The organism is Flagellimonas sp., assembly GCF_965222555.1.
GTDB lineage: Bacteria > Bacteroidota > Bacteroidia > Flavobacteriales > Flavobacteriaceae > Flagellimonas.
Map to the genome: position 1 here is coordinate 1244049 of NZ_CBDCUG010000005.1, position 16595 is coordinate 1260643.

15 protein-coding genes are annotated in these 16595 nt (G+C 39.3%); 10 read left to right on the forward strand and 5 right to left on the reverse strand.

Features of this window, described 5'->3' with window-relative positions:
• Positions 1-20: 20 nt before the first annotated feature.
• The 3 genes from ACOQO1_RS14055 to ACOQO1_RS14065 form a co-directional block, all read right to left on the reverse strand.
• On the reverse strand, positions 21-1007 hold the full coding sequence (locus ACOQO1_RS14055; protein WP_420603513.1) for a DUF4837 family protein: 987 nt from the start codon (positions 1005-1007) through the stop codon (positions 21-23).
• Between the two features lie 12 nt (positions 1008-1019).
• Positions 1020-2654: a LysM peptidoglycan-binding domain-containing protein gene (locus ACOQO1_RS14060; RefSeq protein WP_420603514.1), complete on the reverse strand. Its 1635-nt coding sequence runs from the start codon at positions 2652-2654 to the stop codon at positions 1020-1022.
• A gap of 119 nt (positions 2655-2773) precedes the next feature.
• A complete protein-coding gene (locus tag ACOQO1_RS14065; RefSeq protein ID WP_420603515.1) occupies positions 2774-3964 on the reverse strand; it encodes a phosphoglycerate kinase in 1191 nt (396 codons plus the stop codon).
• A gap of 132 nt (positions 3965-4096) precedes the next feature.
• Between ACOQO1_RS14065 and ACOQO1_RS14070 the strand changes: the two genes are divergently transcribed.
• The 10 genes from ACOQO1_RS14070 to ACOQO1_RS14115 all read left to right on the forward strand — a co-directional run bounded on the left by ACOQO1_RS14070 (position 4097) and on the right by ACOQO1_RS14115 (position 12966).
• Positions 4097-5248 (forward strand): ATP-binding protein, encoded by a 1152-nt coding sequence (locus tag ACOQO1_RS14070; protein WP_420603516.1) that lies wholly within the window; start codon positions 4097-4099, stop codon positions 5246-5248.
• 12 nt (positions 5249-5260) lie between these two features.
• Positions 5261-5656, forward strand: coding sequence for a DoxX family protein (locus ACOQO1_RS14075; protein WP_420603517.1), 396 nt, complete (start codon positions 5261-5263; stop codon positions 5654-5656).
• An 18-nt stretch (positions 5657-5674) separates the two neighbouring features.
• Positions 5675-6184 (forward strand): YdcF family protein, encoded by a 510-nt coding sequence (locus ACOQO1_RS14080; RefSeq protein ID WP_420603518.1) that lies wholly within the window; start codon positions 5675-5677, stop codon positions 6182-6184.
• Positions 6185-6362: 178 nt separating this feature from the next.
• Positions 6363-6926 carry a Crp/Fnr family transcriptional regulator gene (locus tag ACOQO1_RS14085; protein ID WP_420603519.1) on the forward strand — a complete coding sequence of 188 codons (564 nt, stop codon included), beginning with the start codon at positions 6363-6365 and terminating at the stop codon, positions 6924-6926.
• A gap of 76 nt (positions 6927-7002) precedes the next feature.
• A complete protein-coding gene (locus ACOQO1_RS14090) occupies positions 7003-7782 on the forward strand; it encodes a sterol desaturase family protein (RefSeq protein WP_420603520.1) in 780 nt (259 codons plus the stop codon).
• Between the two features lie 127 nt (positions 7783-7909).
• A complete protein-coding gene (locus ACOQO1_RS14095; RefSeq protein ID WP_420603521.1) occupies positions 7910-8860 on the forward strand; it encodes an alpha/beta hydrolase family esterase in 951 nt (316 codons plus the stop codon).
• Between the two features lie 42 nt (positions 8861-8902).
• Entirely contained in the window at positions 8903-9541 is a 639-nt protein-coding gene (locus ACOQO1_RS14100; protein WP_420603522.1) for a class I SAM-dependent methyltransferase, read from the forward strand.
• Positions 9542-9634: 93 nt separating this feature from the next.
• Positions 9635-10426, forward strand: coding sequence for a helix-turn-helix domain-containing protein (locus ACOQO1_RS14105; protein ID WP_420603523.1), 792 nt, complete (start codon positions 9635-9637; stop codon positions 10424-10426).
• A 91-nt stretch (positions 10427-10517) separates the two neighbouring features.
• A complete protein-coding gene (locus ACOQO1_RS14110; protein ID WP_420603524.1) occupies positions 10518-10868 on the forward strand; it encodes a cupin domain-containing protein in 351 nt (116 codons plus the stop codon).
• Between the two features lie 106 nt (positions 10869-10974).
• The gene (locus ACOQO1_RS14115; RefSeq protein WP_420603525.1) at positions 10975-12966 is read left to right on the forward strand and encodes an amidohydrolase family protein; all 1992 of its coding nucleotides are present in this window, start codon (positions 10975-10977) and stop codon (positions 12964-12966) included.
• A gap of 29 nt (positions 12967-12995) precedes the next feature.
• On the opposite strand, the gene ACOQO1_RS14120 is transcribed toward ACOQO1_RS14115, so the two are convergent.
• Together ACOQO1_RS14120 and ACOQO1_RS14125 are read right to left on the reverse strand one after the other, a co-directional pair.
• On the reverse strand, positions 12996-15698 hold the full coding sequence (locus tag ACOQO1_RS14120; RefSeq protein ID WP_420603526.1) for a hypothetical protein: 2703 nt from the start codon (positions 15696-15698) through the stop codon (positions 12996-12998).
• 160 nt (positions 15699-15858) lie between these two features.
• On the reverse strand, positions 15859-16368 hold the full coding sequence (locus tag ACOQO1_RS14125) for an OmpH family outer membrane protein (RefSeq protein ID WP_420603527.1): 510 nt from the start codon (positions 16366-16368) through the stop codon (positions 15859-15861).
• Positions 16369-16595 lie beyond the last annotated feature (227 nt).

Sequence of the window (16595 nt, forward strand, 5' to 3'; positions counted from 1 at the left end):
TTTGTCTTGCTTATTTAAGGTCAAGAACCTGAGTCGAACTTAACTGTCTTTAAGATTGCTTCCAGTTCAAACATATAGTCCCGCTTTTCTTCGGAAGGAGCAAAAGTAAATCCTTCCAACACCAATTTTCTGTTGTTTTCCTTATCATTGATAATATAGGTCAAAAATGGCCCCGCCATCGGGTAGCCGTTTATTTCCCATATACCTCTGGCCTCTGCCGCTTTTTTTCCGCCAATCTGTGCTGGAAAAATATACGGGGCAAAAGCCTTCTCTGTCATCATAAAAGTACCGTCATAAGGCCCGGGAATATATTTCTTCCCAATGGAATCCCTCATTTTTACAATGTCGTTCACAAAGGTAGAGTCGTTGGTAAAACTGTCCCATGGCATGGAATAGGCCATAATGTTCATGGTCCCTTTTGGGATTTGAATATCCATCCACACAAAATTCTTTTCCCGTTTTCCAAGCTTATACAGAGATGGAACCTTTAGGCTGATTCCGAACTCCTCTTCAAAAGCTTTTTCTTTGTTTAAAGAACGATTAAAACGTTTTTGCGCTTCTCCAATCTCAACCTTTTTGAATGCCGCAATGGCCATCCCCGCCAAGGAATCTATATTATTGGCAAAGTCGTTATACGTTTCTCCTTTGATCACGGCAATCTTTTGTGGCTTGGCATAAACATCCGTTTTTATATGCGCCAAGGAAAGCGTATCCTGTTGTACAAAAAGCACGGATCTTGAATAGGCTGTGGCTCCTTTAAATACTTGCGGTGGTATCTGGGTTATAGTAAAAATAGGCTGCTGGGGTGTAAGGCCTGGCGCCGGTTTTGCAAAACGTTCCCTAATCTTATCGCCAACGCTACCTTTCCACAATTCCGTATCCATTACTACCATTAAGGAGTTGATTCCTCCGGTTGAAGGTGGAAGAAATCGTTGTTTCGGTCCGTCATTACATGAGAACATCGCCAAGGTTGCAATGGCGAAGAATAGTGTTCCAAATTTTTTCATCTTGCTTTAAATTTACGAAGAACAATCGCACAATTTCAATTTTGTGCCCGGTTTTAAATTATTACCACTAAGACCGTTCCATTCTCGTAAATTCTCGATAGAAACTCCAGGATATTTTCTGGAAATCGTCCAAAGTGAGTCCCCTTCCTGCACCGTATGCACTTTTGAACCACCCGCTACAGTTCCGCTAGCTGATTTTGAAGAATTCTTTTTAGCTACAGTTCGTTTTGGGATATATGGTTTTCTAGGGAATATGGTCAGACGCTGCCCCACTCTAAGATTGTTGCTACGCAAACCGTTCCATCTCTTGATCTGGCTTACACCAACCCCATATCGCTCTGCAATCTTGCCTAGATAATCCCCACTTCTAACTTTATATCTAACCTGATTCTTGGCCACAGTTAATTGCGGCAAAGGTTTTTCCAATGAATCCAGTTCTTTTTTAGCGTAAGCGTAAATGGCTTCCTCATTGCTCACAAACTTTCCTATTTTGGTAATGGGCAGCCTTAATGCATATGTTTTTCCCTTTATTTTAGGAATAATGTTCAATTTATAGGCAGGATTCAACATTTCCAATTCTTCCTTGCTAATGTCCACAAGCTTGGATATCTGATCAAAAGTGATTAGGCTTTTTACATGAACCGTATCCGTTTCAAAATAGGGTCTATCCGCTTTTTTGTATTGAAGGCCATGCTCATCTGCATATTCAAAAATGTACATGGTCGCTAAAAAGGCTGGAAGATAGCCAGCCGTCTCACGCGGAAGGTTTCTTCTAATGTTCCAATAATTCTTATAGCCTCCCGATCTTCTAATGGCTTTGTTCACGTTTCCCGGGCCAGAATTATATGCGGCCAATGCCAAATCCCAATCATTGAAAATGTCATGAAGTTTGGACAAATACTTGCTTGCGGCCTTAGTGGCCAAAATTGGATCGTGCCTTTCATCCACATAGCTGCTCACATCCAAACCGTACATTTTCCCAGTTCCATACATAAATTGCCACAGTCCTTTTGCACCAACCCTAGATCTTGCACGCGGATTTAATGCCGATTCCACTATGGCCAAATATTTTATTTCCAGAGGAATGTCGTGGTTGTCCAGCTCCTGTTCAAAAAGTGGAAAATAAAACTGACTGGCGGTTATCATTCGCTGCATCAAATCTTTTTTGCGAACTAAAAAGGATTTGATCACTCTTTCCAGCGATGGATTATAGGAAATATTGAAGGGTGTTTTTTCATCCATTCTAGCCAAACGGGCTTTCAGGGTATCCGTTGGCAAATCAACTTCTGTCAATTCTTCCGCAGCAGATGGATTTTGAACTTCCAACAGCATCTCACTGAACAACTGTGCGCTGGCATGTAGCTCCTTTAACCAAAGGCTGTCATAATTTCGAGCTTCCTGTAAGTCTTTTAGGTGGAACTTATTGTCCTTATCTGCCTTAACAATATATTGCCCATCAATATTCTCCTCACTTATTTTCAAATCTATAACCGGCTGTGTCGAAACAGAGTCTTTTGCTTCGGCAGAAGTCAATGCCTTCTTAACCTCTTGTTGATTTACAGCTGTAGAATCTACCTCTTGGGCACGGAGAATCGAAGCTGAAAAAAGTAGCGTCGCCGATACGGCGATTTTTAATTTTTGGTTCATTTTGGACAAGGTTTGGTTTTGGGGCAAACGAAAATGGTGTTTTTTTCTGAAATATTAAAGTTTTCAGTCTAAAACATCTCTTAAAATAGCGCCTTGCCTATTACTTCATAACGTGAAGGTTAGCCCAATATTGCTGCAATACCCGGAAGTGTTCTTCCCTCCAAACTTTCGAGCATGGCACCCCCTCCTGTAGAAACATAGCTTACTTTATCCTCAAAGCCAAACTGTTTCACTGCAGCAACGGAATCTCCACCTCCCACAAGGGAAAAAGCCCCACTTTGAGTAGCCTCATCAATAAAATTTCCAATGGCTATGGTTCCCTTGGCAAAGTTTTCCATCTCAAAAACCCCAACAGGGCCGTTCCAAAGTATGGTTTTGGACTCCAGAATCACTTTTTTGAAGATTTCCAACGATTGTGGGCCGGCATCCAAACCCTGCCATCCATCCGGAATCTTATTTACATCCAAAAATTGGGTGTTGGCATTGTTATCAAAAGCATCCGCAGCCAAAACATCCACTGGCAAATGAATTTTTACGCCTTTGGCTTCAGCTTGTTTTAAAATGTCAAGAGCCAGCTCCATTTTATCATCCTCACAGATGGAATCCCCAACTTTACCCCCTTGGGCCTTCACAAAGGTGTAGGTCATTCCACCGCCAATAATCAAATTATCAACCTTGTCCAGGATGTTTTCTATTATGGTGATTTTTGAAGAAACCTTGGCACCTCCTAAAATGGCGGTTACCGGTTTTTCCCCTGTTTGCATTACTTTTTCAATGGCCTTGATCTCCTTTGCAAGCAGATATCCAAAGCATTTGTTCTCTGGAAAATAGTTGGCAACAATGGTTGTGGAGGCATGTGCCCTATGTGCTGTTCCAAAGGCATCGTTCACATAGATGTCTCCATTGTTGGAAAGTGCTTCGGCAAAAGCTTCATCCCCTTTTTCCTCTTCGGCATGGAACCGAAGGTTTTCCAGCAACAAAACTTCTCCATTTTGAAGTTCTGAAATAGCTTTCGCCACATCATCCCCAACACATTCGTTCACAAATTTTACCTGTACTCCAACAATTTCAGAAACCTTTTCACAGATGTGGGATAAAGACATATCCGGGTTTGCCTGACCCTTTGGTCTTCCCAGATGGCTCATTAGAACCGCGCTTCCCCCATCTTCCAAAACTTTTAAAATGGTGGGAGTGGCCGCTTCAATTCTGCTGGTGTCCGTTACATTGAACTCCCCGTCCAATGGCACATTGAAATCGACACGTATTAGCGCTTTTTTATCTTCAAAATTGAAATCTTCTATGGTCTTCATCTGTTTGATTTTATGGCGAGGTCAAATGTAAAGATTTCCTGCTTTCCAGATTGGTTGAGCCGCTCATATTTTTAAAGTTCCAACAAAAAAAGCACCCCATGTATCAGAACCTAAAAAATGTATCTTTGAAATATGCTATTTAAAGATGTTTTGGGCCTTGAGCATATCAAAAACCATTTGGTCTCTACGGCCGAATCTGGCCGCGTGGCCCACGCACAATTGTTTGTTGGTAGAGAGGGCACTGGAACGCTGCCCATGGCCATTGCCTATGCGCAATACCTACTTTGCGGAAATACAGGTGGTGAAAATAATGGAGAAAACGAGGTCTGTAATATCAAATGCAATTCACTTTCCCACCCTGATCTTCACTTTGCTTTTCCAGTTGCTACTTCGGACAAGATAAAATCCCATGCGGTCAGTGACCATTATTTGGAAGATTGGCGGCTCTTTGTTATGGAACAACCTTATGGCAATCTGTTTGATTGGTACCGTCTCATTGGCATTGAAAAAAAACAGGGGCAGATTGGTGTGGACGAAGCTTTGGATGTGGTCAAAAAGCTTTCTTTGAAATCGTATGAGGGCGGATATAAAATTTTGATTATTTGGATGGCCGAAAAGATGAACATCGCGGCAGCCAACAAACTTTTGAAATTGATTGAAGAGCCTCCGGAAAAAACGGTGCTGCTTTTGGTCGCCGAAGAGGAGGAGCAAATAATAAATACCATTCGGTCTCGTTGTCAGATTTTGCATTTTCCTCCGCTTGCAGAAAATGCGATTGCCAATGCACTCTTAACTCAGGGAATTCCTGAAAGCGAGGCCAATTCCATAGCCCATGAAGCCAACGGTAATTTTAATAAAGCACTGGATTTACTAAACAAAGATTCGGAAGATCTGGTTTTTGAGCGCTGGTTTGTGCAGTGGGTGCGAAGTGCTTTTAAGGCCAAAGGAAATAAAGGGGCAATCCAAGAATTGATTCTTTGGAGCGATGAGGTTGCCAAAACCGGAAGGGAGGTTCAAAAGCAATTTTTAAACTACTGCTTAAGGGCTATGCGGCAAGCTCTTCTGTTAAATTATAAAGCTGATGAGCTGGTGTATCTTAAGATACATCTGGAAAATTTTGCGCTGTCCAAGTTTGCTCCTTATGTTCATGAAAACAATATTGAGCAAATAGTTGAAGAATTGGAAAAAGCCATTTTTCACGTGGAGCGCAATGGCAACTCCAAAATCATATTCACTGACCTTTCTATAAAACTCACTCGGTTGCTACATACCAAGGCAGCATAAAACTAACTAACAATGGAACATATACTCTCTAATGCAACCCAAATTCTTCTACTGCTTTTTTTAACCATTACCTTATTACAAAGTGGCATTGATAAAATCATGGATTGGAAGGGAAACGTCACTTGGCTCAAGGAACATTTCTCCAAAAGTATTTTCAACGGAATGGTTCCGGCCTTGTTGGGAATTATATTGCTGATGGAAATGGTTTCAGGTATTTTATGTGCTGTGGGAGCCTTTCAATTTATAGCTTCTGGAGAAAGCAATATGGCCTTTTGTGGTGCGCTGCTTTCGGCAATTACTCTTTTATTCCTGCTTTTTGGACAAAGGGTCGCCAAAGATTATGAAGGCGCAAAAACCATTGTGATCTATTTTATTCCAACTATTTTTCTGATTTATCTGTTGCAATAACAATCTAAAAATCATCACTTGGCTAGTGGAAAAACCATAAAAAAAGTCTTGATTGTCCTAGGCTCACCAAACTCAGCTTCAGGAGAATTAAGTTCCATTTCCAAAAGCCGACTAGATCGTTGCCTTGATTTGTTTGAAAAAGAAAGTTTAGTGCTCTGCACAGGTGGCTGGGGGCCTCATTTTAATACTGCAGATTATCCGCATGCCCATTATGCAAAAACATATCTAATACAAAAAGGACTTCTGGAACATGCCTTTTTGGATTTTGCGCTGTCTAAAAATACGGTTGACGATGCTGTTAAGGTCAAAACCATTTTATCCGCGCTCAAAGATGATGTGTCGCTTACCATCATTACCTCGGGTTACCATTTGGTAAGGGTAAAATTGATTTTCAACGAAATATTAGAGGGGTTCGCCATGCAATTTGTTGGCGTTTCCTGCAAATTGGACAAAGACGAATATGATGCTTTGTTGGCTCATGAAAAAAAGGCTGTAGCCGCAATTCTTGAAAATGGATTGTACTATTAGAACATTTCCATAATCCTCCACCTAATTTCCGAGAAACTACAATTTTCTTTGGAAGAAGCAAAAATTTATGATTCTCATAAAAACTCTTTTGGTTTATCTCATTTGTATTCTATTTCAATCTATAGAACTCAACAAAAAAAACAGTAATTTAATAGTTGCCTTATAAGAACCACGTAAAATGCTGTTTGTTGATTTTTACAACGCCGTTTTAAACACTTCGTTTACTTATGAAGACTTGCCTTTTCCTTTGAAAACCATAAGAGTTGAGAAAGGAACTTGTTTAACAACGTATGGGCAGGTTGAAGATTCTCTGTACTTTATGAACAAGGGAATCGTTGAAATGACCATCAAAAGTTATATGACAGAGAAGATTATAGACTTTTTTTTTGAAGCTGAACTGTTTTGTGGTTACACTTCTTTTTTAGACCAGCTACCAACCGATGTTCAAATAACCACTTTGATGGATTGTGAAATTGAAGTGCTGAAACGTGAAGATCTTTTGCCGGCCTATGAGTTTTCTCTTGAAGCAAACAAGTTTGGGAGGGTTTGTACCGAGCAGGGCTATATAAGAAAGTCTAATCGAGAAAAGGATCTTTTAACAAAAACCGCTGAGGAAAGATATGCAGAAATGTTCCGAACACATTCCGATTATATTTCCTTTATCCCCGTCAATAAGGTTGCAAAATACTTGGGCATACACCCTGAAAGCCTTAGTAGAATACGAAAGAAAATGAATTCCTAACATAGGTCAAGTCCATTTTTTAGTTTAAGTTTTTTACCGCATATACATTTGTGGTCGAATTTTTAAACTAAAGATTATGGAAGAAATATTTTCACAATTACCCACACCTCTAGAAATATTATTAGACCCTATTTCGCTCATTGTTTATGTCATTTTTGGTGGACTGTTTCTTTGGGAATTCATGTTCCCAGCGCGACAACTCCCAAAAATTAAATTTTGGAAGTTAAGGGGCTTGGTTTTCTTTTTGGCTTACATGCTTCTTACCACTTACTTCCCCTTGTTATGGGATGATTTTTTTGCTTCCCATCAATTGGTTGATTTAAGTTCCCTGCCTATTTTTTTACAAGTTATTCTTGGTTTATTGGTTTTTGAACTGGTTCAATATGGATGGCACATAAGCATGCACAAATCAGATTTCCTGTTCAGGGTTTCGCATCAAATACATCATAGTGCCGAAAGAATCGATGTGCCTAGCGCTTTTATGCTGAGCATTAATGACATGATTGGGCTTTCCTTAGTTGGTTCTGTAAGCTTTGCCTTGATCATGGGGTTGACTCCTCAGGCCATAACCATAATTGTTTTATCGTTGACTTTCTTCGGTGTTTTCCAACATTCCAATATCAATACTCCTCGATGGATTGGTTATATAATTCAACGCCCTGAAAGCCATAACCTACATCACGCTAGGGGAATCCACAAATACAATTATACCGACTTGGCCATCATAGATATGTTGTTCGGCACTTTTAAAAATCCAAAAACCTACCAGCATGAGACAGGATATTATTTTGGGGCATCCAATCGCATATTTGAAATGCTTCGGTTTAAGGATATAACCTCAAAGAAAAGTTCATGAAAAGCTTCAAGGTAATGTGGTTCGGTTGGGGCAGAAGTAGCAAGCAGAAAAACCCAAAACCCACATTCAAATACACAGAAGAAGAAACAATAAATGCAGAACTCCTATCAATAAAAATAACAAAGCCATGAAATGTATAAAAAACCTTGTTTGGCCAATGCTTTTTTTAGTGCTGTGCATATCAACTACAAATGCGCAATTGGGCCATGAAAAAAACATTATTAAAGACTCCATCCTGGTTGATGGCATTTGGAGGGTTTTTGAATACCATGTTCCACAGTTTCCTTCAAATAATTCCAGATTGGTGTTGGTTTTCCACGACAACAACATGACCCCAAAAGTTATTCAAGAGGTCACCGGTTTTGAGTTTAACAAACTAGCAGATAAAACAGCCAGCACCATAGTTGTTTATCCCCAAGGATATAAAAATGTCTGGAACCATGGTCAAAAAAATGTTGATGATGTGGGCTTTGCCAAATCCATTGTTCAAAGAATGGAAAGAAGATATCATATTGATCGCAAAAACGTCTTTGCCGTTGGCTATTTCAATGGCGGAAGTATGTGCTACAAATTGGCCCAGGCAGCTCCTGATGCTTTTAAAGGGTTTGCGGTTATAGGAACAAATATGTCTTTAAGTTCCAATGGTAGTCGTTCCTTAGCGAGTAAACCGGTTTCTATTATCATCATAAACGATATTGCAGATACCATAACTCCAGATAATGGTAACAAGGTTAGCTCGTTAAATAAAATTGCAATAGGAAAAGTGAAATCCACAAATGAAACGTTGAATCATTGGATAAACTTGCTTGGAAACAATGGAGCAGCTCCAAAGCCCATTGTTACGTCCATTGAAAAATCAAATTCCCAAGCCATTAGATATGATTACTCTTCTGAGGAAAAGAACAAAATGGTTTCGCTTTTGAAAATCATGAAAGGGGGATATTCCTTTCCCAATCCAAACACCAAGAAATGGCCTCAACTTGGAGGTGAAATGGAAAAGCAAATCAATATTCCAGAAATTGTTATCAACTTTTTTTATAAGATTCAATATCAAGACCGCCAAGGGTTGGGGAAATAATTGGTCCTAACATATTTATAATCAAAACAACTTTTTAATGTCATGAGTGTTGAATTTAAAAGTAACGCCATTCTAGGCCCTATTAATTCCTGGACTTTTAAAGCGCTTTCTGGGTATATGGATTATCTTTTTGGTAAATCAAAAAGGAAGCTTTTCAAGAATCACCCTAAAACAGTAGTAGAAATTGGTCCTGGAGCTGGCGCTAATATGAGATACCTTAAAAAAGGAACAAAATTAATTGCCATAGAGCCCAATATCCATATGCATAAAAACTTAAAAAAAAGTGCCCAGAAATATGGGATAGATCTTGAAATCAAAACCATTGTGGGAGAATCCATTGATTTGCCAGACAATTCCATTGATTTTGTGGCATGCACCCTTGTTATGTGTACAGTCTCCGATCCGGTTAAATGTATAGAACAAATAAAGCGAATATTAAAACCCTCCGGTGTTTTTGTGTTTATCGAACATGTAAAGGCAAGAAAAAATACCATGCTAGAACTGATTCAAAACTTGACTCATAAACCATGGCATTGGTTTTTTGAGGGCTGTAATACCAACAGGGATACAAAATCACTGTTGGAATCAGCCGGTTTTAGCACTTTGGTATTGGAAGAATACAATTCCTATTCCCCATTTATTCCCATAATACCTCAAATTAGAGGGCGGGCAACAAAGTAGCAATATTCACCAATGTCGTTCTTGATTCTAGCACTGCCTTTATACCTCCACCACAATTAAAACTATTATTACTTTTGGTTGAAGGAGAAAACCATGGTTGAACTCTTACGATTTAATTCCGGTCTGTTACCCAAAAACCATCAAAGAATCAAAAAGTATTTGGTGGTCTGGTGTTCCACGGGACAAATGGAAATGGAAATAGATGGTGTCCATTTTGAAGTTGAAGCTAATTCACTTACCACAATCACCTCCGGTCAATTCCACAAGTTCAAAGACATTTCCAATGCACAAGGAGTGGTGCTCCAATTTACTTTAGATTTTTTCTGTAAAGATGATGCTGATATCGAACTCATATTTCAAAACGGCCTTTTCTGTCACTTCGATAGGAACGAGGTCATCACATTGGACGATCCAAACACTGTTGAGAATCATTTGAAAACCATTGAAAAAGAGCTGAAGGAAAAACCATATCAATACCAACAGTCTGTTCATTCCAGAATTAAATTGCTGTTGGTAGAAATAAACCGTTCTAAAATTCTACATGGTGGAGAAGTGTGGAAACCAACTGCCCTTTTCTTGAAATTCCTAGAACTGGCAAGAGCCGATTTTGAGCATGACCTGCCCCTAAAATATTATGCCGACAAACTTATGACAACGGAGCGAAAATTGAACGAGCTTTCCAAACAACATGCTGGTAAAACGGCTAGGCAGATTATTCATGGGTTGATAATCTCAGAGGCCAAAAGGTTGTTTTTCTATGAAAATTTGTCCGTAAAGGAAACTGCCCATCTTCTTGGTTTTAACGACCCTTTCTACTTTTCAAATTTTTTTAAAAGACATTCGGGCCTATCTCCGCAAGCTTTTGTTAAGCAACTTAAGTTTTAAAATTTACATGGGTTTTGTAGAATTGTCCATTCCTTAATTTAGGGGGTTGTCCCACTTTTGTTTTATCCATTTATCGCTAATAGAAAACAATATGAAAACAAAAATTAAAGATTACATCGTGGAAACGGATTCCATGGAATGGAAACCGCTGCAAGAGCCAGGTATTGAAACCGCTGGAATTTATGTAAAGCCCTTGCGGTTTACAGAAGAGGGTAGGCCACCCAGTTTTTTATTGAAATTTGAAAAGGGAGCAAGCTATCCCTATCACAACCACCCCGCTGGAGAGGAATTATTGGTTTTGGAGGGCAGTTGTACCATTGAAGGGGCAACCCTAAAACAAGGCGATTACCTGTACACCCCTCCAAATTTCAAACATGGCGTCACATCCAAAACAGGTTGCATTCTTTACTTCATAGTTCCAGAAGAGGTAGAAATTTTATAGTTTCATTCTGCTAAATTTCTGAGGTTTTGGCAGTTGTCGTAAAAGACAACTTTTATCTGGTATATTTGAAGGTGTCAGCAATTGACAACTTCTAAAACTCGAAACCATGAAAACTGTCCTTTCCCTTTTCATCATCCTACTAATGGTTGCTTGCAATTCCTCAGACCAGAAACAGGATTATACTCCAAAGGAGTACAAAGTATACATCCAAGGTAATCTAGCGGGAACCCATGCCAGCACTTTAGATGCAGATGGAAATTATATCTACACCTATGAATATAATGATCGGGGAAGAGGTCCGGAAATTGAAGAAAAAATTAAACTAAATGAGGATGGTTTTATTACTTCCCTCGAAATTTCGGGTGTCAACTATTTAAAGGACACCATTTCTGAGGTTTTTAGTTTTGGTGATGGAAAAGCGCAATGGAAAAGCACCTCCGAAAAAGGCGAAAAAGCATCCAATGGAAGTGCATTTTACGCCAGTACAAATGGTACATTGGGAGATACAGAATTATTGATCAGAAGATTATTGGCTTCGCCGAACCATTCTGTTGAACTATTGCCAAATGGAACGGCCAAAATTATTAGTATTCAAGAAGCTGAAGTGGGTGGCAATACTTTGCGTCTTTTGGAGATTACAGGCTTTGGTTTTGTACCATCTTATGTTTGGATTGATACTGACGACAGGGTTTTTGCTTCCATATCTTCTTGGATCACCAAAATTGAGGAAGAAAATGTCGCACATATTGAAAAGCTTTTGGCCATTCAAACCGAAAAGGAAAACTCGTTTTTTAAAACCTTGGCCAAGGAGTTGACGGAAAAGCCAACCGGCCCCGTCATCATTAAAAATGTAAATCTTTTTGATTCCAATACAGGTGAAACCTTACCCAATCATCATGTGCTCATCAACGGCAATACCATTGAGGCTATTTCAACTGATGAGAATTCATTGCCAACAGAAGCCACAATTATTGATGGAACAAACAAAATGTTATTACCTGGCCTATTTGACAATCACTGCCATGTGCAACGCGAGGACGGTATTTTACATCTAGCTGCGGGAGTAACATCAATTCGGGATATGGCCAATTCCATGGAACTTATCGAAATGAAAAAGGAGTTTGATGAAAATAGCAGTATTGGCCCCCGTGTTGTCACCATGGCTGGATTCATTGATCAAAAAGGGCCCTTTGCCGGTCCGGGATTGACCATAACCAATATTGAGGAAGGCTTGGAGGCCATCCAGAATTTCAAGGATAAGGGTTACCATCAAATCAAACTTTATAGTTCCATAGATCCTTCTTGGGTCAAGCCCCTTGCTCAAAAAGCCCATGATCTTGGTCTAAAGTTGAGTGGTCATATCCCTGCCCATATGTTGGCAGAAGATGCCATAAAAGATGGTTTTGATGAAATTCAGCATGTAAATATGCTGGCGCTGAATTTTCTTTCGGACACCATTGATACCCGAACTCCTTTGCGCTTTTCGGCTGTTGCGGAGCATACGCACAATTTGGATTTAAAGGGTGATGAATTCAAGGCATTCGTCCAACTTTTAAAGGACAAAGACATTGAAATTGACCCCACTGTTTCCATTTTTGAAGGAATGTTCATTACGAAAGCTGGCGAACCTGATCCACAATTTGAAACTATCTTGGATAGACTTCCCATTCAGGTCAGTAGAAATTATTATTCGGGAGGGTTGCCAATTCCCGAAGGGAAAGAACAACAATACAAAGATTCTTTTTCCAAGCTATTGGATATCGTTTATGAATTGCATATGAATGGAATTACCATACTTCCAGGCACTGATGCAACACCCGGATTTGCATTGCACAAGGAATTGGAAAATTACGTTAGAGCTGGAATCCCGGCAGCAGATGTTCTCAAACTGGCAACTTTGACCTCGGCAAGGGTAACTCATACCGATGACAGACTCGGTTCCATTGAAAAAGGAAAGCTAGCGGACCTTATCTTGGTAGATGGAAATCCAGCAGAAAATATAAGCGACATCAGACGCGTGGAACTTACCATTAAAAATGGAAATATCTATCGCCCAGAACACCTATATCAATCTTTGGGAGTGAAGCACTTTAAATAAGCACAAAGGGTTGATAAATGAATCGTCGCTTATTCCTCAACGGAAAACGTCTTCGTTTGATAGCCTAGTTGTCCTTCTTTGGAAATTGCCTCCACAATGATGACATAATCTCCGGGGACATCCCCATTGTAGAAACTTTCTGTTGCCTTTCCCATTGCATTAGTATTTATGTTAGGTTTCCAATGAACCAATGATCTTAGATCGGGTTTTTGCTCATTGGCAGGGATAGGTTTGTCGTATTTGGGTGTATAGAATTCCTTTATGGGCGAGAACAAGTCCAAAGTAGTATCAAGAGTTCCCGGTTTGGGTTTGTCCGAACCTTGTAAGCCCACTTTCCCTTTGGTGTTTATGGAAATAATATGGCCCACATATGGTGCTTCCAAAACATTGGTTTCAGGAAATACGGTTAGGTACCTGGATTTAAAAAATTTAGCAAACTTTATTAAATCTATACTTTCTATGATTCCTGTTGGCATTTGGGGAACACGGTCATATTCGTGCCTTTGCAACAGCCTGCCATCAACCATTAGCAATGTGGGTCCTCCGGCAATATGTGCCAACATAAATCCATCTGGAAAATGTTCAATTTGAACTTCATCGCCATAATTGAACATAAGAACGCTGTACAGACCATAAGACCACTTTTTTTCCTTTTGTTTTAAAGAATCGCCGGTTATAATTACATCGGGCTTTCCATATTTTTCATAAAGTGCTCTGCGTTCTGGATTTAATCTTACATCTTCAACAATCACTTCATCCAACTGGGTTACTCCGAAAAGGGAATCAAAAACAACTTCCATTCTATTGCGTCTTTGCTGTTCGCTTATTAAAACTTTGGTTGTGGTATCGGGTTTTTGAAAAAATGGCTTGTACTTATAATTGACTTTTGGTTCGGGGTACTTGTCTATTGCTATTCTATGGTTCTTCTTTCTCTTTTCCTTGGAATTTGCCTGGAGCATTATCCTCATATTTTTACCAAAGCTGTCGTCCAACAAAAACTGGAAATTTCCCAAGCTATCAGTTCTTTGGGTATAAATTGATGTTTCATTTCCAAAAGTGGCCAATGTTAGATCAGTTGGGCTATCTGTTTTGTTTTTCGAGCCTAGAGTGTTGACCCGGCCTCTTACTGTAAGGCCCGACTCTGGCCAAAAAAACCGGTTTCCTTGTCTTTTTGCTGGAAATTTATAGTTGCGCCAACCTTGGGTGAGCAGCAAAGCGTCCATATCATCATGGCGACTAGTATTTGTTTTATCAAAATAATGCCCTGGATTTTCAATGTTTCCTCTTAATTCTGATTCCAAAAGAAAATGGGACAGAATAAAGCCATCAATACCTTCACGCCATTGAGACTTATTGACCACTAATACGGAAATGTTTGCAGTGGAATAATTGTTGTTCTGATCCAATACCTGGACATTCAATTCCGTTTTTTTCCGCTGTCCATATTTGGGCTTATTCGTTTCGATTTCAATCTGCAGCTCATCCATCCCAGAATCATTAAAGTAAAGTCGCTCCGCAATGGGTGTGTTCTTTTTGTCCATCAAAGTGAAAACAATGATGCCATCAGGAAAACTATTGGACGGTAGTTCAGAGACCAATTGCCCCTTTTGCAATTTGCCTTCTATTAAATAATGGTCTACCCCTCTGCAACTGGCTTTGATAACAATATTTTCTTTAAGCTCATTGGAAGTTACACCAAGTCTAATTTTGTCTTTTATGCGCTCAATGGATAGAGAACTGCCCAAAGCATGAACCTTGGGCAATGGGAATATAGTATTTGCAGGTGAACGCTGTTCCGAGATGATACTAGCATGATAAGTCATATTGCCCTCAGGTTTCATATAAAAGGTGCCCATCCCCAAAGAATTGCTTTCAAAAGCTGTTATTTTATTTCCGTGATTGTCAAAAACTTCTCCTTGGATTCTCTTTCCTTTTCCATCATATCCCACCGCCTTAAAACCTATTTTATTTTGGAATCCGTTTACCATTTTGCCACTTTCAGGGAAAAATTGCACATCAAGAAAAGTGTCATTTAGAACAACTGTTTTGGTATAATCAAATCCAACAGGGTTTTTAAGGGTTAGCTCTACCCAAGGTGTTCCTTTTGAGATTTGGTATTCCATAAAATAGGTGTTCTCTCCTTTTCTTTTTACCAGAGCTGAATCCCGGCCTTTGACCCAATCCAAGTGGACAGTTATTTCACTTGGGGCAACCTGTTCCCTTTCACCAAAATCCAGATTCCCTGATAAAAGAAGTTTTCCTTCTTCATTATTGGTTATTGTAAGATTCTCAAATGGGTTTTTATGCAGTTGTTTTTTTAGGGGATGGACTTGTACATATTGCTCAAACAAAAAATCATCGCCAAAATTCTGGTTCCATCGGGTATAGGCTCTTATTAAAAACCGACCGCTAAAATCCTCCTTTAGGTCAATGAATCCGTTGCCGATGCCTTCGGTCAGTTTTAAAAATTTATGGGCCACTATCTTTCCTTCTTGATCTATTAAATCAACATAAAGTGTTCCACTAAGATTGGACGGCATGTGATTTCTGGAATCTGTAACAATAGCTTTGAACCAAATGGTTTGTCCAGAAGTAAACTCTTTGGAGTTTAGTTGTAAGTACACTTTTTCAGGAACATCTACATCCGGAGCTAAGTTTGTTGTTGCTTGCGAAAAAGAAACAACATTGAAAAGCATACAGGTTGCCATAAGCATCCTCGTTCTTCTTTTCAACAGGCAAGAAATTGTGTGCATTGCGGCCATCATTGAGACAAGCATGAAACTACAAAATTGAGTCGAAACGTATTTAGGGATTAGGGTTTTATTGGGAAATATGAATAAAAAAAGGCCCATTCTAAAGAATGGGCCTTTCAACTTAATAGATTAGTTCAATCTATTTTTTGTATTTGTCATTTAGGATCTTAAGCACACCTTCGGTAAGGTTGTTTGCATCCTCGCCATAAAGCACAGCGCCACCATCGCCTCCACCTAAAATGTACGTGTAACCATTTGCGGCTCCATAAGCTTTAATTTCCTTCTTTACCTTACTCACCAAAGAATCCATTTCGGTTTGACTTTGTTGTTGCAATTGCTGCTCTTCTTGTTGTAGCTGTTGCCCAACAAATTGTCCTTTTTGTTGTAACAGACCATATTCTTCCTGCGCGTTTTTCTGAGACATTTTTTGGGCTTTCGTCTGGAAGGCTTGAAGCTCCAATTGAAATGCCTGGGAAATACTGTCCCTCTTTTTGGTCAATGCCTCAACTTTGGTTTTGAACTTGGCTTCTACATCAATCTTTTCTTGATAGCCATCCATCAACTTTACATTGTCTACATAACCAATCTTGTTTTGCTGACAAGCCACTACCGTTAATGCAACTATAAATAATACTATACCTTTTTTCATTTCTCCAGTTTAAAGATGCGCAAAAATAGAAAAGCTTTTTTAATGACTAACATTATCTGACATGGAATCCAAAAAAGGGCATTTCTTTGTAAATAGAAAACATCTATCATTTTCCTAAAATGGAATAGAATATTTTTATTTAATTTGATTGTAAATAGCCACCTCAGAGCGCTTTTCTTTTTTAAACAGGGTAATTCCAAGCAACAGGTGTAGAAATGACCAGAAAG